The organism is Pedobacter sp. AC402 (assembly GCF_979252805.1).
Window position 1 is genome coordinate 396,651 of sequence record NZ_CEEDAI010000001.1, and the last position, 20,251, is coordinate 416,901.

19 protein-coding genes and 1 pseudogene are annotated in these 20,251 nt (G+C 38.5%); 19 read left to right on the forward strand and 1 reads right to left on the reverse strand.

The features are described 5' to 3' along the window. Positions 1-60 precede the first annotated feature (60 nt). From atpD to AC0IWE_RS01880, 19 genes and pseudogenes are all read left to right on the forward strand, one after another. Positions 61-1,563: a F0F1 ATP synthase subunit beta gene (atpD, locus tag AC0IWE_RS01790; protein ID WP_025145829.1), complete on the forward strand. Its 1,503-nt coding sequence runs from the start codon at positions 61-63 to the stop codon at positions 1,561-1,563. Between the two features lie 81 nt (positions 1,564-1,644). Then, positions 1,645-1,890: an ATP synthase F1 subunit epsilon gene (gene atpC / locus AC0IWE_RS01795; RefSeq protein ID WP_055912620.1), complete on the forward strand. Its 246-nt coding sequence runs from the start codon at positions 1,645-1,647 to the stop codon at positions 1,888-1,890. Between the two features lie 755 nt (positions 1,891-2,645). Beyond that, positions 2,646-2,876, forward strand: a complete 231-nt coding sequence (locus tag AC0IWE_RS01800) for a hypothetical protein (RefSeq protein ID WP_471791676.1) — start codon at positions 2,646-2,648, stop codon at positions 2,874-2,876. Positions 2,877-2,886: 10 nt separating this feature from the next. After that, a complete protein-coding gene (locus AC0IWE_RS01805; RefSeq protein ID WP_471791692.1) occupies positions 2,887-3,537 on the forward strand; it encodes an aminotransferase class IV in 651 nt (216 codons plus the stop codon). 124 nt (positions 3,538-3,661) lie between these two features. Further along, a complete protein-coding gene (locus AC0IWE_RS01810) occupies positions 3,662-4,240 on the forward strand; it encodes an O-methyltransferase (RefSeq protein WP_471791677.1) in 579 nt (192 codons plus the stop codon). A gap of 241 nt (positions 4,241-4,481) precedes the next feature. Next, positions 4,482-6,164 carry a dihydroxy-acid dehydratase gene (gene ilvD / locus AC0IWE_RS01815; protein WP_463496728.1) on the forward strand — a complete coding sequence of 561 codons (1,683 nt, stop codon included), beginning with the start codon at positions 4,482-4,484 and terminating at the stop codon, positions 6,162-6,164. A gap of 49 nt (positions 6,165-6,213) precedes the next feature. Next, positions 6,214-6,804 carry an ORF6N domain-containing protein gene (locus AC0IWE_RS01820; protein WP_471791678.1) on the forward strand — a complete coding sequence of 197 codons (591 nt, stop codon included), beginning with the start codon at positions 6,214-6,216 and terminating at the stop codon, positions 6,802-6,804. A gap of 21 nt (positions 6,805-6,825) precedes the next feature. Continuing rightward, a complete protein-coding gene (gene ilvB, locus AC0IWE_RS01825) occupies positions 6,826-8,577 on the forward strand; it encodes a biosynthetic-type acetolactate synthase large subunit (protein WP_471791679.1) in 1,752 nt (583 codons plus the stop codon). 76 nt (positions 8,578-8,653) lie between these two features. Next, positions 8,654-9,292, forward strand: a complete 639-nt coding sequence (gene ilvN / locus AC0IWE_RS01830) for an acetolactate synthase small subunit (protein WP_471791680.1) — start codon at positions 8,654-8,656, stop codon at positions 9,290-9,292. A 131-nt stretch (positions 9,293-9,423) separates the two neighbouring features. After that, the gene (locus tag AC0IWE_RS01835) at positions 9,424-9,885 is read left to right on the forward strand and encodes a DinB family protein (protein ID WP_471791681.1); all 462 of its coding nucleotides are present in this window, start codon (positions 9,424-9,426) and stop codon (positions 9,883-9,885) included. Between the two features lie 120 nt (positions 9,886-10,005). Beyond that, on the forward strand, positions 10,006-11,487 hold the full coding sequence (gene ilvC / locus AC0IWE_RS01840; protein ID WP_055912643.1) for a ketol-acid reductoisomerase: 1,482 nt from the start codon (positions 10,006-10,008) through the stop codon (positions 11,485-11,487). 108 nt (positions 11,488-11,595) lie between these two features. Then, positions 11,596-13,002, forward strand: coding sequence for a 3-isopropylmalate dehydratase large subunit (gene leuC / locus AC0IWE_RS01845; protein ID WP_471791682.1), 1,407 nt, complete (start codon positions 11,596-11,598; stop codon positions 13,000-13,002). A 32-nt stretch (positions 13,003-13,034) separates the two neighbouring features. Further along, positions 13,035-13,379: an antibiotic biosynthesis monooxygenase family protein gene (locus AC0IWE_RS01850; RefSeq protein ID WP_471791683.1), complete on the forward strand. Its 345-nt coding sequence runs from the start codon at positions 13,035-13,037 to the stop codon at positions 13,377-13,379. Between the two features lie 78 nt (positions 13,380-13,457). Continuing rightward, the gene (gene leuD, locus AC0IWE_RS01855; protein WP_471791684.1) at positions 13,458-14,042 is read left to right on the forward strand and encodes a 3-isopropylmalate dehydratase small subunit; all 585 of its coding nucleotides are present in this window, start codon (positions 13,458-13,460) and stop codon (positions 14,040-14,042) included. Continuing rightward, positions 14,042-15,505: an ATP-binding cassette domain-containing protein gene (locus AC0IWE_RS01860; RefSeq protein ID WP_200912329.1), complete on the forward strand. Its 1,464-nt coding sequence runs from the start codon at positions 14,042-14,044 to the stop codon at positions 15,503-15,505. The genes leuD and AC0IWE_RS01860 overlap by 1 nt, the downstream gene beginning before the upstream one ends. A gap of 108 nt (positions 15,506-15,613) precedes the next feature. Beyond that, positions 15,614-16,705 carry a 3-isopropylmalate dehydrogenase gene (leuB, locus tag AC0IWE_RS01865; protein ID WP_471791685.1) on the forward strand — a complete coding sequence of 364 codons (1,092 nt, stop codon included), beginning with the start codon at positions 15,614-15,616 and terminating at the stop codon, positions 16,703-16,705. Between the two features lie 10 nt (positions 16,706-16,715). Further along, positions 16,716-17,876 carry a 2-isopropylmalate synthase gene (locus AC0IWE_RS01870; protein WP_082458858.1) on the forward strand — a complete coding sequence of 387 codons (1,161 nt, stop codon included), beginning with the start codon at positions 16,716-16,718 and terminating at the stop codon, positions 17,874-17,876. Positions 17,877-18,117: 241 nt separating this feature from the next. Further along, positions 18,118-19,369 (forward strand): annotated as a pseudogene (gene ilvA, locus AC0IWE_RS01875) (threonine ammonia-lyase IlvA). Positions 19,370-19,508: 139 nt separating this feature from the next. Next, positions 19,509-19,859 carry a cupin domain-containing protein gene (locus tag AC0IWE_RS01880; RefSeq protein WP_463496751.1) on the forward strand — a complete coding sequence of 117 codons (351 nt, stop codon included), beginning with the start codon at positions 19,509-19,511 and terminating at the stop codon, positions 19,857-19,859. A 191-nt stretch (positions 19,860-20,050) separates the two neighbouring features. Here the strand turns inward: AC0IWE_RS01880 and AC0IWE_RS01885 are convergent. Then, positions 20,051-20,251: DUF4230 domain-containing protein (locus AC0IWE_RS01885; RefSeq protein WP_471791686.1), on the reverse strand; the 201-nt coding region annotated here is incomplete at its 5' end.

The following is a 20,251-nucleotide window of genomic DNA, read 5'->3' on the forward strand; positions in this document are numbered from 1 at the left end:
ATTGGAGCCCCTTTAAACAGCTTTAATTCATTGACTGTAATAAATTTACTCACAACAGATATGCCTAACTTAGGAAAAATAGCACAAATTATCGGCCCAGTGGTTGACGTTAGCTTTGCTGATGATGCCCATCTACCTAAAATTTTTGATGCGTTAGAAATAACGAAAGAAAATGGACAAAAAATTGTTTTAGAAGTTCAACAGCACTTAGGTGAAGACCGTGTACGTGCAATTTCGATGGACTCTACTGACGGTTTAGTTCGTGGTATGAAAGTAGTTGATACTGGCGCTGCAATTAAAATGCCAGTTGGCGACCAGATTAAAGGTCGTTTATTTAATGTAGTTGGTGAAGCGATTGATGGTATCAATGCAGTTGATAAAACTGATGGTCGTCCGATCCATGCTACTCCTCCTAAGTTTGAAGATTTATCTACTGAAACTGAGGTACTTTTTACAGGTATTAAAGTAATCGATTTATTAGAGCCTTACGCTAAAGGTGGTAAAATTGGTTTGTTCGGTGGTGCTGGTGTGGGTAAAACAGTATTAATTATGGAGTTGGTAAACAACATCGCTAAAGCTTATGCTGGTTTATCAGTATTCGCAGGTGTTGGTGAGCGTACTCGTGAGGGTAACGATTTACTTCGTGAGTTTATCGAATCAGGTGTAATCAATTATGGCGACGAATTCTTACACTCAATGGAAAAAGGTGGTTGGGATTTGAAAGCTGTTGATACTGAAAAATTAAAAGAATCAAAAGCAACCTTGGTTTTCGGACAAATGAACGAGCCTCCTGGTGCACGTGCTCGTGTGGCTTTATCAGGATTAACAGTTGCAGAATATTTCCGTGATGGTGATGGAGAAGGCGCTGGAAAAGACATCCTTTTCTTCGTTGATAACATCTTCCGTTTTACCCAGGCCGGTTCTGAAGTATCGGCTTTATTAGGTCGTATGCCTTCAGCAGTAGGTTACCAACCAACATTGGCAACTGAAATGGGTTTAATGCAAGAGCGTATCACATCAACAAAACGTGGATCAATTACATCAGTACAAGCGGTATATGTACCTGCGGATGATTTAACTGACCCGGCTCCGGCAACAACTTTTGCCCACTTAGATGCTACTACAGTACTTTCACGTAAAATTGCTGAGCTAGGTATTTATCCTGCAGTAGATCCATTGGATTCTACTTCACGTATCCTTTCTCCGGCTGTTTTGGGTGATGAGCATTATAATACTGCACAACGTGTTAAAGAAACTTTACAACGTTATAAAGAATTACAGGATATCATCGCGATCTTAGGTATGGACGAATTATCTGAAGAAGATAAATTAGTAGTATCAAGAGCACGTCGTGTTCAACGTTTCTTATCTCAACCTTTCCACGTAGCTGAGCAATTTACAGGCTTAAAAGGTGTATTGGTTGACATTAAAGATACCATCAAAGGATTTAACATGATCATGGATGGTGAAGTTGATGAGTACCCTGAAGCTGCATTTAACTTGGTTGGTAGCATTGAAGATGCAATCGAAAAAGGTAAAAAATTATTAGCAGAAGCAAACTAAGAAAGACGTGAGACACTAGATATGAGATATGAGAGAGACTTGGTCTCAAATCTTGTATCTCAAATCTCAAATCTATTCAAAATGAATTTAGAAATATTAACTCCAGATAAAAAAGTTTTCGAAGGTGAAGTAACAGCAGTTACGGTTCCTGGTACTTTAGGTTCTTTCCAGATTTTAAAAGACCACGCCCCTATCATCTCTACTTTAGAAGATGGAGAAGTTATTATAAAAGCAAACAAAGCTGACGAGCAACGCTTTTTTATTAAAGGCGGTGTGGTTGAAGCTATCCACAACAAAATTGTGGTATTAGCTGAAGGTATTGCTTAAGCAGAATAATTAACTCATTTAAAAAGCCTCCCGATTTAAAAAATCCGGGAGGCTTTTTTTATATAGGCTAACCAAATGCCTTATTTGGAAACCAGAATTAAAGCAAAAACATAATCAACTAAAATTGTTGATATATACTTAAATTTTCATCCGGATTTCAATTTCACATACAGCCAAAATTTTCAACTTTTAGCGCACTATACAGGGATTTAAGCAGAAAAATAGAAAATTTATAATGCAAGCATAATAAACATACCGTATACCGTTTTGATATTTGGTATAAGGCTATCGGCATTAAATAACTATTCGGACTCCAAATAAGAATAATATTCTGATAATACATAATTATAAAGAATTATGTATTGATTTCACTTTTTTCTGATTTCTCTTGCATATTAATGAACCAAAAACTAAATTGGTTTTTGTAAACAATAAGGTAATAATGATCATTCAAAACAACATAGTTTCTACATATACTACTGCTAAAGCAGCTGGCAATGTAGTGTTGTTACCTGTCATTTTACTTAACCTGCTACTCCTAAATATTTTAGCAGAAATGAAAACGGGCAGCTTATAAATAGATTTTAAAAAACTAATATACTTAAAGCGTCCCGATACAAACGGGACGCTTTTTTTAAATAACAAAACACAGTATTATGAACCGGCCACGATTAATAAACCAAAAAGCACAATTGCAAGGCTTAATTAATCATGATAAGATCCATCTGACTGATGACAAAATAATAAGATAACAGATGAAATACTACAATTCTAATACGATTATTTACCTTGATGGTGCTTTCGAAAAGGCTGTAAATAGCAGTACAGATCTTTACGGGCAGTCGCTACATTACGGCTATGCTGCTTTTGAGGGTATTAGAGCCTATAAAACACATAATGGCAACCGGATTTTCAAAGCTGCAGCACATTTCGACCGATTAGAAGCGTTCGTGCCAGCTGGCAAATATCCCTTTTCCATGGAATAAACAGGAATTAATTGCTGCAACCTATAAATTGCTTCAATTAAACAAGTTAAAAGATGCTTACATCCGTCCGCTGGTATTTTGCCACCCAAATATGAAATTAAACGGTCCTAGTGGAGTTTCGATCATGATTTGTGCCTGGGAATGGGATGCTTACTCTGGCAATAAATTATTGAAGTTAACAGTTTCAGATTACGAAAGGCCAAATCCAAAATCAACTCCAATGGAAGCAAAGTTGAGTGGCAATTATGTTAATTCAATCCTCGCTACCACTGCTGCCAACATTAAAGGTTACGATGAAGCACTCCTTTTAGATATGCATGGTTTTGTTGCCGAAGCATCCGGAGCAAATATTTTCCTCGAAAAAGATGGAAAACTTTATACCCCGTCAGCAGGAAATATTTTACCTGGCATTACACGTGCAACCGTAAAAGAACTTTGTACCGTGCTTGATATTGAATGTATTGAGAAAAAATTAACTGTAGAAGATCTTAAAAATGCAGATAGTGCTTTCTTATGTGGTACCGCTACTGAAATTGCAGGCATTGCCTCGATTGATGACATTGTTTATCGCCCATTATGGAGAGAATCTATCGGTTATACCATACAACGCGCTTATAAAAACCTGGTATTGGAAAAAGTAAATTACGAGGTAATCATATAGTGAGAAGCATACTGGCTGATGGTTAATTAGTTCATGGTTAATGGCATATCAAGCTATGAGCCATCGACTAAAAAATCATCAACCAAAAATAAACTTAAATAAAATAAAAAGCATCTAAAAGCAAATGACTGAAGAGATCAATCAACATTATCCAAAAGCTTACCAGCAAATCAGCGATGCAACAAAAGCATCAGGATTTGGTATGGCTTCTGATGTGTTGACATGCGCTTTACTCAGAACACTGGCTGCGACTAAACCATCAGGCAAATTTTTAGAACTTGGAACCGGAACAGGTTTATCCACATCATGGATATTGGATGGTTTGGATCAGCAAAGTACATTTACTTCAATCGATAACGACGCAAAATTTTTAGCCATCGCTGAAACCTTTTTAGGTGATGACACACGCTTAAACTTGGTGGATACGGACGGTGCCGAATGGATTAAAAATAATAAAGACAAAAAATTCGATTACATTTTTGCCGATACCTGGCATGGTAAATACCTGCTTTTAGATGAAGCTTTATCCATGCTGAACACCGGCGGATTTTATATTATTGATGATATGCTACCTCAACAAAACTGGCCTGAAGGGCATCAGGAAAAAGCAGTTAAGTTGATTAAAGATTTAGAATCCAGAGATGATTTGCTTTTAACAAAGCAGGTTTGGGCAACCGGGATTGTAATCGGAGTAAAAAAATAGAGAAATACTTAAAATAGTTCTTTGCATCTTTTAAATAGTTAGTATGTTTGTGATTCATCGAAAACATGAATATAAACACAAACATTATTAGCAACTTAATTATTGTCATTTCTCAAAAAAGAGGTGGAAACCGTTGCGTATAATATAAAAAATATACATACCGAAACCGCCTCCGAAACGAGGCGGTTTTTTTTTGCCTCAAATTATACAACTAACAGAACCAGAATATACATTTTAAACAATGAGCGAATTAAACAAGTACAGTAAAACATTTACACAAGACCCTACACAACCGGCAGCACAAGCTATGCTTTACGGAATCGGATTAACTGATGCTGATATGGCTAAAGCGCAGGTCGGTATTGCTAGTATGGGTTACGATGGTAACACCTGCAATATGCACCTGAATGATCTTGCAAAAGATGTCAAAAAAGGGGTCTGGAACAATGATTTAGTGGGCTTGGTTTTTAATACCATTGGCGTAAGTGATGGCATGAGCAACGGTACTGATGGTATGCGTTACTCATTGGTAAGCCGCGATGTAATTGCAGATAGTATTGAAACCATTTGCGGAGGCCAATATTATGACGGTGTTATCGCAATACCAGGTTGCGATAAAAATATGCCCGGAGCCATTATGGCCATGGCACGCTTAGATCGCCCTTCAATTATGGTTTATGGTGGTACAATTGCCCCAGGCCATTACAAGGGTGAAGAATTGAACATCGTTTCTGCCTTCGAAGCTTTAGGACAAAAAATATGTGGTAATCTTTCTGAAGAAGATTTTCAAGGCATTATAAAACATACCTGCCCTGGTGCTGGTGCCTGCGGTGGCATGTATACTGCAAATACTATGGCAGCAGCCATCGAGGCCTTAGGTATGAGTTTGCCTTATTCTTCTTCTAACCCTGCAGTAAGCGAAGAAAAAAAACAGGAATGTTTGGATGCAGGTCAATACATTAGGGTTTTATTGGAAAAAGATATCAAACCTTCTGATATCATGACCAGGAAAGCATTTGAAAATGCAATCCGATCAATTATTATTTTAGGTGGCAGTACAAACGCGGTATTACACTTTATTGCTATCGGTAAAGCCATTGGTGTAGAGGTTACTCAGGATGATTTCCAACGCATGAGTGATGAAACTCCGGTTTTGGCTGATTTTAAACCAAGTGGAAAATTCTTAATGCAGGATTTGCATCAATATGGAGGTATCCCGGCGGTATTGAAATATTTATTAAATGAAGGTTTATTACATGGTGATTGCTTAACTGTTACCGGAAAAACCATGGCCGAAAATTTAGCTGATGTAAAATCGGTTATGGATTACGACCAAAAAATTATTCAGAAATTAAGTGAACCAATTAAAGCAACTGGGCATTTACAGATTCTTTATGGAAACCTTGCTGAAAAAGGCTCTGTTGCAAAAATCAGCGGAAAAGAAGGTGAAAAATTTGAAGGCCCTGCACGTGTATTCGATGGTGAGCACGATTTAATTGCAGGAATTTCAAGCGGACGCGTTCAACCCGGCGATGTGATTGTAATTAAAAACTCAGGCCCTGTTGGCGCACCAGGTATGCCAGAGATGTTAAAACCCACCTCCGCAATTATTGGTGCTGGTTTAGGCAAATCTGTCGCTTTAATTACGGATGGCCGTTTCTCTGGTGGCACACACGGTTTCGTAGTTGGTCATATCACTCCCGAATCTTACAAAGGAGGTCTTATTGGCCTGGTAGAAGATGAAGATAGAATCTTGATCGACGCAGTAAATAATATTATCCACCTAGAAGTAAGTGATGAAGTAATTGCTGAACGTAGAAGAAATTATGTGCAGCCTCCATTAAAAGTAACAAAAGGTGTTTTATATAAATATGCTAAAACAGTTTCAGATGCAGCTAGTGGTTGCGTAACTGACGAAGACTAAAAATCAAAAAAATCATCCCTGGATTAATTGATTACTAAAAGAAAAGATTATGCAAATAATTAAAAGTATTCAGAATAGGATTTATGACATCCGGGGAGAAAGAGTAATGCTTGATTTTGATCTGGCATCGCTTTATGAAGTTGAAACCAAGGTGCTGAATCAGGCGGTGAAACGTAACGTAAAGCGTTTTCCAGAAGATTTTATGTTTCAGTTAACTTCTGCTGAGTTTGAAGAGATAAAACTTCAGATTGATGCAAATAATCAGGGTACATCATCACAAATTGTGATAACAGGCAGCCCCAACTTGAAGTCACAAATTGTGACTTCAAGTTGGGGAGGTACTCGAAAATTGCCTTATGCCTTTACAGAGCAAGGTGTTGCCATGTTGAGTGGCGTTTTGAAGAGTGACAAGGCAATTAACATGAACATTGCCATTATGAGAGCCTTTGTAGATGTTCGGAAAATTTTGCTAAAGCAAAACAACCTTAACGAACAGCTAACAGAAATTAAAGAGCGCATTGGCGAACATGATGTTCAGCTTAACGAACTTTACGATGCAATGGAAAACTTAATAGACGAAAAAATCGCTCAATTGAAGTGGAACGACAGAGAAAGAATTGGGTTTAAAATTAAAAAATAATAGAACCGCAAAAACATAACTATGGAAACTGCACAAGATACAATACAACAAAGCGAGGCGAAAGCAGAAACCTCAAAAACCTTATTTAAAGGAACAGGGTCGCAGGTTTTGTTGAATGGATTAATTGAAGAAGGTGTTACCACCATTTTTGGTTATCCGGGTGGAGCAATCATGCCAATTTATGATGCTCTTTATGATTATGCCGATAAATTAGAACACATATTGGTTCGCCATGAGCAAGGAGGTATCCATGCGGCTCAGGGTTTTGCCAGAGCAAGTGGCGAAGTTGGTGTTGTTTTCGCAACCAGCGGACCAGGCGCAACAAACCTGGTTACCGGTTTGGCCGATGCTCAGATAGACAGTACACCATTGGTTTGCATCACCGGACAGGTTTTTGCTCATTTATTGGGTACTGATGCATTTCAGGAAACCGATGTGATTAATATAACCACTCCGGTTACCAAATGGAATTACCAGGTTACTGATGCCAAAGAAATTCAGGAAGTATTGGCAAAAGCCTTTTACATTGCTAAAAGTGGCAGACCAGGCCCGGTATTAATCGATATTACTAAAAATGCACAATTACAGTTAGAGGAATTTCCTGAATATGTAAAGTGTAACCACATTCGCAGTTATCGCCCTAAACCTAAAGTTAGGATTGAATATATTGAGCAAGCAGCCGAATTAATCAACTCAGCCAAAAAACCATTTGTTTTATTTGGCCAAGGTGTGGTTTTAGGTAAAGCCGAAGAAGAATTTAAAGCATTTATTGAAAAAGCTGGTATTCCTGCCGCATGGACAATCATGGGCGAAGGCGCCATTCCAACTGCACACCCACTCAATGTAGGAATGTTGGGGATGCATGGAAATTACGGACCAAATGTATTAACCAATGAATGTGATGTTTTAATTGCCATCGGTATGCGTTTTGATGACCGTGTAACTGGTCGATTGGATAAATACGCCAAACAAGCCAAAGTAATCCATTTAGATATCGATCCTGCCGAAATTGACAAGAATGTTAAAGCAGAAGTGGGCGTTTGGGGCGACTGTAAAGAAACTTTACCCCTACTAACCAACCTGGTTAACGAAAATAAACACGAAGATTGGTTAGCCAAGTTCAGAGATTATAACCAACAGGAAATAGATCAGGTAATTACGCCAGAACTTTACCCTTCGGGTGATGAAATGACCATGGGCGAAGTTTTGCGCAACATTAACGAAATCTGTGGTGGTGATGCGATAATCGTTACCGATGTAGGTCAGCACCAAATGGTGGCCTGCCGTTACGCTAAATTTAACAATACCCGCAGCAACATTACATCTGGAGGTTTAGGCACAATGGGCTTCGGTTTACCGGCCGCAATTGGAGCCAAATACGGCGCACCTGATAAAACTGTTATAGCCATTATCGGCGATGGTGGTTTCCAAATGACTCCTCAGGAATTGGGTACCATTATGCAGTTTGGCGCAGCAGTGAAAATTCTGATCTTGAACAACCGCTTTTTGGGTATGGTGCGTCAATGGCAACAGTTATTCCATGATAAACGCTATTCGTTCGTAAATATCACCAGTCCTGATTTTGTGGCTTTGGCTAAATCATATTATATCGAAGCAAGCAAAGTTGATGAACGTGCAAATTTAAGGCAAGCATTAGAAACGATGATTAACCATCAAGGTTCTTATTTATTGGAAGTAATGGTTGGTAGAGAAAATAATGTTTTCCCAATGGTTCCGCAAGGGATGAGTGTAAGCGAAATCAGGTTAAAGTAAGCTGAAAGATTAAAGCGAAAATAGCATAAACAAAAACCTTCGTGGCCTTTGTGCCTTGGTGGTAAAAATTTTGGACATGAGTACTGAAGATACATTAAAACACACACTAGATCAAACCGATATCGACGGAAAGCAGGCATACACCATTACGGTATATGCCGAAAACCGCATTGGTTTATTAAACAGGATTGCGATTATTTTCTCTAAAAGAAAAATCAATATCGAAAGTTTGAACAGTTCCGCATCAGAAATTGAAGGGATACACCGTTTCAACATCGTCATCCATGAAGGTTACGAAGTAGTAAGAAAGCTGGCCCGTCAGATAGAAAAACAGATTGAAGTATTGAAAGTTTATTTCAACACGAACGAAGAAATTATATGGCAGGAACTGGCCCTCTATAAGGTTTCTACAGATGAAATTGCTGAAAAAGTAACTGTTGAGCGTTTATTAAGGCAATATGGTGCAAGTGCGGTAGTGATCCGTAAAGATTATACTGTTTTTGCAGTAACCGGCCACCGTGAAGAAACTGATGCTTTGGTAAAAGCTTTAGAACCTTATGAATTAATTGAATTTGTAAGATCTGCAAGGGTAGCCATTATTAAAGATAGCGCAGGTTTCCACGAAAAATTAAAAGAATTTGAAGCTTTCGAACCTGGTGAAGAATTGGTAGAAAATGAGTTTTTAGAAAAAGGCGGCAAAATTTTCACCATGTAAGCCGAAAACACACTGTTATTGCCTAAAGAAGCGACAAAATGAATCTTTTTGAATGTAAATCTTCAAGATTAAATCAAATTGATAGATAACTTATCCTTAATAAACCAGGCAACGACAAAAATTAAAAGAGAATGAACGAAGTATTTGATTTTATAATAAACTCACGCAAGGCCTTTATTCAATTGATTGATGGCTTAACCAATGAAGAACTGAATAAAATTCCGCATGGCTTCAATAATAACATCATCTGGAATTTCGGGCACATTGTTGTAAGTACTCAAACCCTTTGTTACGTTCGTACAGGTATATTAGAAGATGCGGCTTCGGTGAAATTCAACGAGTATTATAAAAAAGATACCAAGCCAACTTATACCGTTACCGAAGAAGAAATAGCAGAATTGAAAGGCATGGCCTTATCAAGCATTGAAAAAATAAAAGCAGATTATGCAGCAGAAAAATTCAGCAGCATTACTCCTTTTACAACAGCAACCTATGGTGTACAATTGAATAGCATAGAAGAAGTTCTGATTACCACTGTTGGCCACGATAATGTACATTACGGCTATGCATGGGCATTAAAAAAAATACTATAAGTGATGAAAGATGTGAAACTGATAATAAAAAAATCAGTGTAATCACGGCATCCTTGAAATCAAACCGAAGAAAAAAAAATATATAACCCGATAATTAAATAGAAATTAACCAATAAAAAAATGGCAAATTATTTTAACACACTACCTCTTAGAGAAAAATTAAACCAATTAGGTGTTTGCGACTTCATGGACAGCTCGGAATTTTTAGATGGCGTTAGCGCATTAAAAGGCAAGAAACTGGTAATTGTAGGTTGTGGCGCTCAAGGCTTAAACCAAGGTTTAAATTTAAGAGATAGTGGTTTAGATGTAAGCTACACTTTACGTAAGGAAGCAATAGAAGGTAAACGCGATTCGTGGAAAAATGCAACTGAAAACAATTTCACAGTTGGTACTTACGAAGAATTAATTCCAAATGCAGATGTGGTGATTAACCTAACGCCAGATAAACAACATACCGCTGTAGTAAATGCCATTATGCCTTTAATGAAAGAAGGTGCTACTTTATTATATTCTCACGGTTTTAATATTGTGGAAGAAGGCATGCAGATCCGCAAAGATTTAACTGTTATCATGGTTGCGCCTAAATGCCCTGGTAGCGAGGTTAGAGCAGAATATGTGCGTGGTTTTGGAGTTCCGACATTAATTGCTGTTCACCCTGAAAACGACCCACAAGGTAAAGGATTGGCACAAGCAAAAGCATATTGCGCAGGTACAGGTGGCCACAGAGCTGGTGTACTAAAATCATCATTCGTAGCTGAGGTAAAATCAGATTTAATGGGTGAGCAAACTATCCTTTGTGGTTTATTGCAAACAGGATCAATCCTATCTTTCGATAAAATGGTAGAAAAAGGAATTGATGCAGGTTACGCTTCTAAATTGGTTCAATATGGCGTTGAAGTGATTACCGAAGCCTTAAAACAAGGTGGTATTACAGCCATGATGGATAGATTGAGCAATGTTGCTAAAATCAAAGCTTTCGAAATTTCAGAAGAATTGAAAGACATCATGCGTCCATTGTTCCAAAAACACCAGGATGATATTATGAGTGGCGAATTTAGTCGCACCATGATGGAAGATTGGGCAAATGGAGATACAAATTTATTAAAATGGAGAGCTGAAACAGGCGAAACTGCATTCGAAAAAACGCCGGCAGGCGATGTTAAAATCGGTGAACAGGAATATTTTGATAACTATACTTTAATGGTTGCTTTTGTACGCGCCGGTGTTGAATTGGCCTTCGAAACAATGGTACAGGCAGGTATTAAACCAGAATCTGCTTATTACGAATCGTTACACGAAACACCACTTATTGCAAATACCATTGCACGTAAAAAACTGTTCGAAATGAACCGCGTAATTTCTGATACTGCTGAATATGGTTGTTACCTGTTCGATCAGGCTTGTAAACCACTTTTAGGCGATTTTATGAAAAAAGTAGATACCGATTTAGTAGGTAAAAACTTTAATGAAGGCAAAGATGGAGCTGTTGATAACAGAAAATTAATCGACATCAATGAGGCTATCCGTTCTCACGAAGTAGAGCAAATTGGCGCAACCCTGCGTAAAGCAATGACGGCAATGAAAGCGATTAAAACAGCATAACCTCACCCCTAAATCCCCTCTCCTAAAAGAGAGGGGACTTTGGACAGGTCTTATAAAAATAAAATAATTACAAACTTAAATTCCCCCTTTAGGGGGCTAGGGGGTAAAATGTCAAAAACATTAGTAGAAAAAATTTGGGATGCTCACGTTGTAAAAAGTGAAGAAGGATTTCCTGATATTTTATACATTGATACACACTTAATACACGAGGTAACCTCTCCACAGGCATTTGATGGCTTGCGTAAAAGAGGTTTACCTGTTTTCAGACCAAAGCAGACTGTAGCCACTGCTGATCATAACGTGCCTACGTTAAATCAATTGCTGCCCATTAAAGAAGAGCTTTCGCGCTATCAGGTAGATATGCTTACCAAAAACTGTGCAGAATTCGGAATAGAATTATATGGTTTAGGGCATCCTTTTCAAGGCATTGTACATGTTATCGGCCCTGAATTGGGCATTACATTACCGGGTAAAACAATGGTTTGCGGCGATAGTCACACCTCAACCCATGGTGCTTTTGGCGCCATTGCATTTGGTATCGGTACTTCTCAGGTAGAGCAGGTTTTTGCAACACAATGTTTGTTGCAGTCTAAACCTAAAACCATGAAAATTGAAGTTAATGGCGTACTTGGAACAGGCGTTGGTGCGAAAGACATTATATTATACATTATAGCCAAAATTTCTGCCGCTGGTGGTACAGGTTATTTTATCGAATATGCAGGTTCGGCAATTGAAGCTTTAAGTATGGAAGCCCGGATGACGATCTGTAACATGAGTATCGAAATGGGTGCACGTGGTGGATTAATTGCACCAGACCAAACCACTTTCGATTACATTAAAGGAAGAGAATTTGCTCCCGAAGGCGAAGAGTGGGATAAGGCATTGGCTTATTGGAAAACATTATATAGCGATGCTGACGCTAAGTTCGACAGCGTTTTAACATTCGATGCCGCAGATATTGCACCAATGATTACTTACGGTACAAACCCTGGCATGGGAATGGGCATTCAGGAACATATTCCGGCCACTGGCGCACAACCGGAAAAAGAAAAACTCTCGTACCAGAAAGCTTTGGATTACATGGGTTTTGACGATGATTCTTCATTAATAGGGAAACCTGTTGATTATGTTTTTATTGGAAGTTGCACCAACTCACGCATTGAAGATTTACGCGAAGTTGCCGATTTTGTTAAAGATAAACGCAAAGCAGATAATGTTACCGTTTGGATTGTTCCAGGTTCGAAACAAGTAGAACAACAAGCTAAAAACGAAGGTTTGGACAAAATTTTTGAAGCTGCTGGTTTTCAATTACGCGAACCAGGCTGTAGTGCTTGTTTGGGCATGAACGAAGATAAAATCCCGACTGGTAAATATTGTGTATCAACTTCGAACAGAAACTTTGAAGGCAGACAAGGGCAAAATGCACGTACGCTATTGGCCAGTCCACTTACAGCAGCAGCAGCAGCCGTAACGGGAAGAATAACCGACGTAAGGGAATTTTTGGAGAAAGCTTAACCCCTAAATCCCCTAGAGGGGACTTTAACAAGATGAATAATAATACTACCAGCACTCAATCAAAAGCCCCTTTAAGGGGGTTGGGGGTTCTAGAAGTTGCCATATTAAATGTAAAAGCCGGTTTATCGGCTGATTTTGAAATAGCTTTTAGCGAAGCACAAAAAATCATTTCCTCAATGGAAGGTTACATTTCGCATCAGCTTCAGAAATGTGTAGAGGTAGAAAACAAATATATCCTGTTGGTAAACTGGGAAACACTGGAGGCACATACCGAAGGTTTCAGAGGATCAACAGCATACCAGGAATGGAAAAAGTTATTGCACCACTTTTATGATCCTTTCCCAACAGTTGAACACTTTACCAGGGTAGAAGGCTAAAGGTTTATAGTAAATATTAAATCAATGAAAATCACCTCAATTGGTGAAATCATTTAATCTGTGTAATCATCATTAATAATGAAAAAATTCACAAAGTTAACATCGGCAGTAGTGCCGTTAAATATAGAGAACATCGATACCGATCAGATCATCCCTGCAAGGTTTCTAAAAGCAACCACCCGCGAAGGCTTCGGAGAAAACTTGTTTCGCGATTGGCGTTATGAAAACGATAACCAGCCCAAAACTGATTTCGTGATGAACAACCCAACCTATAGCGGTCAGGTTTTAGTGGCAGGAAAAAACTTTGGTTGTGGCAGTAGCCGTGAGCATGCCGCATGGGCTATTCAAGATGCTGGTTTTGATGCCGTAATCAGCAGCTTTTTTGCAGATATTTTTAAGGGTAATGCCTTAAATAATGGTTTATTGCCCATTCAAGTGAGCGAAGAATTCTTATCGCAGATTTTCCAGGCGGTTGATCAAAATCCAAAATCAGCATTAGAAGTTGATTTAGAAAACCAAACCGTTACCATTATCGAAACCGGGGCTAATGAATCATTCGAGATCAATCCTTACAAAAAATCATGCTTGATTAACGGTTATGATGATATCGATTTCATCTTAAATCAAAAACAGTTAATTAAAGAATTCGAACAAGCAAGATAATGTTTAAGCCATTCGTTCACATACAGCATTTAAATTTAAGTTACCACAACAAAGTGGTGCTAAAGGATTTGTATTGGGAAATGAATATTACCGAAAACTATGTAATTGGCGGCAAAAGCGGAACAGGAAAAACTTCTTTAGCCAAAGCAATTGCAGGTTTAATATCAGCTCAGGGAAGTATTGAGATTGATTTTGATGCTTTGAGTAAGCTTCCAAAAGAAGTGCTTTATGTAGATAGCTGGTATCAGTTTAAAAACCTCGAAGGAGTTGCCAATTTTTATTACCAACAACGTTATACCAGTCAGCAGGCTAAAGATACATTAACCGTTCATGCAGAATTGGTTGGTTATGGTAAAGAAAAAGGCTTACACTTCGATCAGGTTGAACCAATTTTAGAAGCCTTAGGCTTTGCAACATTTGCCAGTTCACAATTGATCGAATTATCTAGCGGAGAGCATAAAAAACTGCAACTCGTTAAAGCCTTATGGTTAAAACCGCAATTGCTGATCATCGATCAGCCTTATACCGGTTTAGATGCAGCTTCGCGCAAAAATCTGAACATTTTACTAGATCATATTGCAGAAGAAGGTGTTCAATTGATTTTAATTTGCAACGATATTGAATTACCGAACTGTATAACATCATTTGCCGAAATAAGAGATGGGAAATTAGTTAAAGTAGATGCTTTAGAAAGTTTAGCTTATGAAATCCATTTAAGAGAGATTCCACAATTCTTAAAAGAATCGCCTGTTTACAGCTCCCAGAATATTGTAAAAATGGTTAATGTAAACATCAGCTATGGCGAGAAACAGGTACTAAAAAATATCAACTGGGAAGTTAAGGCAGGAGAAAAATGGCTTTTACAAGGCCATAACGGTTCAGGAAAATCTACTTTGTTGAGTTTAGTAAATGGCGATCATCCACAATCTTATGCCAACGAACTTTATTTATTTGGCAACAGAAGAGGAAGCGGTGAAAGCATTTGGGATATTAAACAACATATCGGCTTAATTTCGCCAGAGTTTCACTGGTATTTTGATGCCTCTGCAACAGTATGGCAAAGTATTGCCTCAGGTTTTTATGATACCGTAGGTTTGTTTCAGCAGTTGCCATATACCAAAAGCAGCCAGGTTGATGAACTGGTAGCATATTTTGGCCTTACCGAAAACAAAAATGAATTATTAACCGCACTTCCACTCGGTAAACAGCGATTGGTACTTTTAGCGCGGACGATTATAAAAAATCCGGAACTATTAATTCTGGATGAACCTTGCCAGGGTTTAGACCAACAGCAAACACAACATTTTAACCAATTGGTTGATGAATTGTGCAGCAATGGAATGACCTTAATTTATGTTGGCCACTTTGAATCGCAGCTGCCAACCTGCATTGAAAAAAGAATATTGTTAGAAAAAGGCGAAGTAAAAGTCGTCGAAAGTTTAAACACAGAAATATTAAGCTGATGCAAGCTTAGCCACAGAAACACGGTGAACACGGAAACAAAATTTTCTGTGATTTATATGCTTCCGTGGCAACCAATAAGCAATTGCAAAGCAAAAGAGGAGTAAACAATGAAGAAGAACATTTTAGTAATACCTGGAGATGGTATCGGACCCGAAGTTACCACTTGGGGAAAAGCAGCATTAGAAAAAATTGGCGAAATTTTCGGACATGAATTTACGTTCGAAGAAGCTTTAATGGGCCATGCGGCTATTGAAGTTACAGGCGAGCCTTTACCTGATGAAACTTTGGAAAAAGCAAGACAAAGTGATGCAATCCTTTTTGGTGCAATTGGCCATGCCAAATACGATAACGACCCAAGTTTAAAAGTTAGACCGGAACAAGGTTTATTAAAAATCCGTAAAGAACTGGGTTTATTTGCCAACCTCCGCCCGATATTACTATTTGATGAACTTCTTCAGGCATCAAGCATAAAACCAGAAATTTTAAGAGGCACCGATATTTTATTCTTCCGCGAATTAACCGGAGATGTATATTTCGGCGAAAAAACACGCTCAGAAGATCGCAATACTGCTTCAGATTTAATGATTTATCACCGCTATGAAGTAGAACGCATTGCGCATAAAGCATACCAAGCCGCGCAGCAACGTAATAAAAGGTTATGTTCAGTAGATAAAGCAAATGTTTTGGAAAGTTCGCGCTTATGGCGCGAAACCGTTCAGGAAATTGCAAAACAATACCCTGATGTAGAAACTGAACACATGTTTATTGATAATGCAGCCATGCAATTGATTAAAAATCCTAAAAAATTCGACGTGGTTTTAACTGCCAATTTATTTGGAGATATTTTAACAGATGAAGCCTCGCAAATTGCAGGATCAATGGGTATGCTGGCCTCGGCATCTGTTGGCGAAAGCACAGGTTTTTTCGAACCCATTCACGGTTCCGCACACGATATTGCAGGCAAAGATTTAGCCAATCCATTGGCTTCTATCCTATCGGCAGCATTAATGTTAGAAATTGGTTTCGGCCTAAAAGAAGAAGCCAAATTACTGGTTGATACCATCGATCAGGTTTTGAAAGATGGTTTTAGAACACACGATATTGCCGACCAAAACACAAACCGATTTAAAGTTTTAGGCACAGCCGAAATGGGCAAATTGTTACTTAAATTCTTATCCCAAAAATTAATCACATCCTAAACTTAAGATTATGATTCACGACCCGAACAAAGTTTATATTTTCGACACGACATTGCGTGACGGCGAGCAGGTTCCAGGCTGCCAATTAGATACAAACCAAAAAGTAGAAATCGCTAAATCACTTGAGCTTTTAGGTGTTGATGTGATTGAAGCAGGTTTCCCGGTATCTAGTCCCGGAGATTTTAATAGCGTAATCGAATTGTCAAAAGCTGTAACCAACCCGATAATATGCGCATTAACCCGTGCAAATAAAAATGATATCGATGTTGCTGCAGATGCCTTACGCTATGCAAAAAGACCGCGGATCCACACCGGAATCGGTTCTTCTGATTTCCATATCAAACATAAATTTAACAGTACCCGCGAAGAAATTTTAGAACGTGCTGTTGAAGCCGTAAGGTATTCGAAAAAATTTGTAGAAGACGTTGAGTTTTATGCAGAAGATGCAGGCCGTGCAGATATAGAATTTTTAGCTAAAATGGTCGAAGCCGTAATTGCTGCCGGTGCAACTGTGGTAAATATTCCAGATACCAACGGTTATTGCTTGCCTGATCAGTATGGCTCTAAAATTCTTTACTTAAAAGAAAACGTAAAAAATATCGATAAAGCTATAATCTCAGTGCATTGCCACAACGATTTAGGCTTGGCTACAGCAAACTCTATTGCTGGCTTACAAAATGGAGCCCGCCAGGTAGAATGTACCATTAACGGCATTGGAGAGCGAGCAGGCAATACATCTATGGAAGAAGTCGTCATGATTTTAAAAACGCATAAGATTTTGGGGTTAAACACTCAAATTGATGCTACCCGTTTTTATGAAATGAGCCATATGGTGCGTAACCAAATGAATATGCCAGTACAACCAAATAAAGCAATTGTTGGTGGAAACGCATTTTCTCATAGTTCCGGTATCCACCAAGATGGTTTCTTGAAAAATCGTGAAAACTACGAAATCATTAAACCCGAAGATGTTGGTTTCCCCGATGCAACAATTGTATTAACAGCAAGAAGCGGTCGCCACGCACTAAAACACCATTTAGACCGCTTAGGCCATAAATTGGAAAAAGATCATTTAGATATTGTTTACAAACAGTTTTTGGTTTTAGCCGATGGCAAACAAGGCATTAACGATTATGATTTAAACCAATTGGTTGCTTTACATTTGGCGTAACCCTTTTAGGGTTTAGTGGTAAGAGGTTAGCGTTTAAATTTAACGCATTGACTTAAGTTCTCTAAACCTGATCCGATAGCTATCGGATGAAATGGGCATTAAGCGCAGCTGAATAAAATGTAAAGCAGAACAGCTGCAACCAATGGAATACCAAACCCTGCTTTACAAAAAATAAAAGAGAATATCAGTGCTGCTCATCAATACTTAACACACTGAACTAACTCTACCCGATACTAAAACAATGAATACTACAACACCGAATACATTAGATTTTCAGTCTGCCGCTCAACGGTTAAAGGGCGTAGTTAAGCGTACACCCTTAGAGTTTAATGCCGGGCTTTCTGCACATTACAATGCAAACATTTACCTTAAAAGGGAAGATTTACAAATTGTACGATCATATAAATTGCGTGGTGCTTACAACAAAATCAGCTCCTTGCCTCAAGATGCATTAATTAACGGCGTAGTTTGTGCAAGTGCAGGTAACCATGCACAAGGTGTAGCCTATTCGTGCAAAAAACTGGGTATTAAAGGGGTAATTTTTATGCCCGAAATTACGCCTAAACAAAAGGTTAAAACAAACTTATATGTTTGGTGGCGACAGTGTGGAAGTAATTTTGGTGGGTGATACTTTTGATGATTGTTTGAAAGAAGCCCTGGCATACAGCGCAGAAAAATCGGCAACTTTTATACCACCATTTGATGATGAAAAAGTAATTGAAGGACAAGCAACCGTAGGTATAGAAATTTACGAAGACTTGCCAGATCTGGATATGGTAGTGATGCCTGTTGGTGGTGGTGGATTAGCTTCTGGAGTGAGTGCTTACATGAAAACCGTTAAGCCCGATGTAAAATTGGTTGGTGTTGAGCCACTTGGAGCGCCCTCAATGGTAACAGCAATGGAACACGGCGGGCCTTTTACTTTAGAAGAGATTGATCGTTTTGTGGATGGTGCTGCAGTAAAGCGAATTGGCCACATTACTTACGAATATTGCAAGGAACTGCTGGATCAGATGCATTTAATTCCAGAAGGAAAAATCTGTACCACGATATTAAAATTATATAATGAAGATGCAATTGTTGTAGAACCTGCTGGAGCACTCTCTGTAGCTGCACTAGATCAACTGAGAGACCAGATTGCTGGTAAAACAGTAGTTTGTATCGTTAGCGGAGGAAATAACGATATAGAGCGCATGCAGGAGATTAAAGAGAAATCTTTGCTTTTCGAAGGCTTGAAACACTATTTTATTGTCCGTTTTCCGCAAAGACCAGGAGCTTTAAAACTGTTCGTAAATGAGGTTTTAGGTCCACAGGATGATATTACCCGCTTCGAATTTATTAAAAAAACAAATAAAGAAAACGGACCTGCATTGGTTGGCATCGAACTTTCGAACAAAAATGATTATGCGAGTTTATTGCAACGCATGAAAGATTTTAAATTCGAGATTATTGAGTTGAATCAAGACCAAACTTTGTTTGAATATTTGGTTTAACATTATTTAACCGTATATATATTTCCGTCATTTCGAGCGGAGTGCAACGAAGTCGAGAAATCTGTTAAGCATAGATCTCTCCATTCCACTGCGTTCCAGTCGAGATGGCGATTTTTTTTAACGCAAAAAAATAAAAAAAATGAATTTCAAAGATTTAAGTAACAAAACATTAATTGCTGACAGCGATATTGATTGGGAAGATTTAGGTGCTGGCGTTAAACGCAAAATTATGGCTTACGATGAAAATTTGATGCTTGTTAAAGTGGCATTTGAAAAAGATGCCATTGGCTCGATTCACAATCATCCTCATTTACAAATGAGTTATGTTGCAAAAGGGAGTTTCGAGGTAACAATGGGCGATGATAAGAAGATTTTAAATGAAGGAGACGTTTTCTTTGCCCCTTCCAATGTTTTCCATGGTGTGGTTTGCTTGGAAAATGGATTGTTGATCGATATTTTTAATCCGCATCGGGAAGATTTTTTGAAGTAAGACTGGTGATCGTCATTTCGAGCGGACCCGAGAGCTATCGGATGCAAAGAAGTCGATAACCACGAAGTGCTCAGCGAAGCTAAATCTATCTCGAGGTAGATCTCTCCGCTCCACTGCGTTCCGGTCGAGATGACGACATTACGTGTGCAAATCGCTAAGAACCTTACACCCTCAACCTTACACCTTAAACCCTACTCAAAAGTAAACTTCACATTCTTATAACCCAATCCTTCAATAATTGGTTTAAGCACCGTTGTTGCATTGGTTTTGGTTTGCGTTAAAATACTCGATTTTTTAACTTCTGCAGTCACCTGTCTTTCTGCAGCTTTATACGCTTCATCTACCAAACCAGCTTCGCGAAAGAAAGCCATTTTCGTATCGTAAACACGCCA

Excerpts from the sequence above, each read along its gene's own strand:
- atpD (WP_025145829.1), top strand. The coding sequence starts at position 61 with ATGCCTAACTTAGGAAAAATAGCACAAATTATCGGCCCAGTGGTTGAC.
- atpC (WP_055912620.1), top strand. The coding sequence starts at position 1,645 with ATGAATTTAGAAATATTAACTCCAGATAAAAAAGTTTTCGAAGGTGAA.
- AC0IWE_RS01800 (WP_471791676.1), top strand. The coding sequence starts at position 2,646 with ATGAAATACTACAATTCTAATACGATTATTTACCTTGATGGTGCTTTC.
- AC0IWE_RS01810 (WP_471791677.1), top strand. The coding sequence starts at position 3,662 with ATGACTGAAGAGATCAATCAACATTATCCAAAAGCTTACCAGCAAATC.
- ilvD (WP_463496728.1), top strand. The coding sequence starts at position 4,482 with ATGAGCGAATTAAACAAGTACAGTAAAACATTTACACAAGACCCTACA.
- AC0IWE_RS01820 (WP_471791678.1), top strand. The coding sequence starts at position 6,214 with ATGCAAATAATTAAAAGTATTCAGAATAGGATTTATGACATCCGGGGA.
- ilvB (WP_471791679.1), top strand. The coding sequence starts at position 6,826 with ATGGAAACTGCACAAGATACAATACAACAAAGCGAGGCGAAAGCAGAA.
- ilvN (WP_471791680.1), top strand. The coding sequence starts at position 8,654 with ATGAGTACTGAAGATACATTAAAACACACACTAGATCAAACCGATATC.
- AC0IWE_RS01835 (WP_471791681.1), top strand. The coding sequence starts at position 9,424 with ATGAACGAAGTATTTGATTTTATAATAAACTCACGCAAGGCCTTTATT.
- ilvC (WP_055912643.1), top strand. The coding sequence starts at position 10,006 with ATGGCAAATTATTTTAACACACTACCTCTTAGAGAAAAATTAAACCAA.
- leuC (WP_471791682.1), top strand. The coding sequence starts at position 11,596 with ATGTCAAAAACATTAGTAGAAAAAATTTGGGATGCTCACGTTGTAAAA.
- AC0IWE_RS01850 (WP_471791683.1), top strand. The coding sequence starts at position 13,035 with ATGAATAATAATACTACCAGCACTCAATCAAAAGCCCCTTTAAGGGGG.
- leuD (WP_471791684.1), top strand. The coding sequence starts at position 13,458 with ATGAAAAAATTCACAAAGTTAACATCGGCAGTAGTGCCGTTAAATATA.
- AC0IWE_RS01860 (WP_200912329.1), top strand. The coding sequence starts at position 14,042 with ATGTTTAAGCCATTCGTTCACATACAGCATTTAAATTTAAGTTACCAC.
- leuB (WP_471791685.1), top strand. The coding sequence starts at position 15,614 with ATGAAGAAGAACATTTTAGTAATACCTGGAGATGGTATCGGACCCGAA.
- AC0IWE_RS01870 (WP_082458858.1), top strand. The coding sequence starts at position 16,716 with ATGATTCACGACCCGAACAAAGTTTATATTTTCGACACGACATTGCGT.
- AC0IWE_RS01880 (WP_463496751.1), top strand. The coding sequence starts at position 19,509 with ATGAATTTCAAAGATTTAAGTAACAAAACATTAATTGCTGACAGCGAT.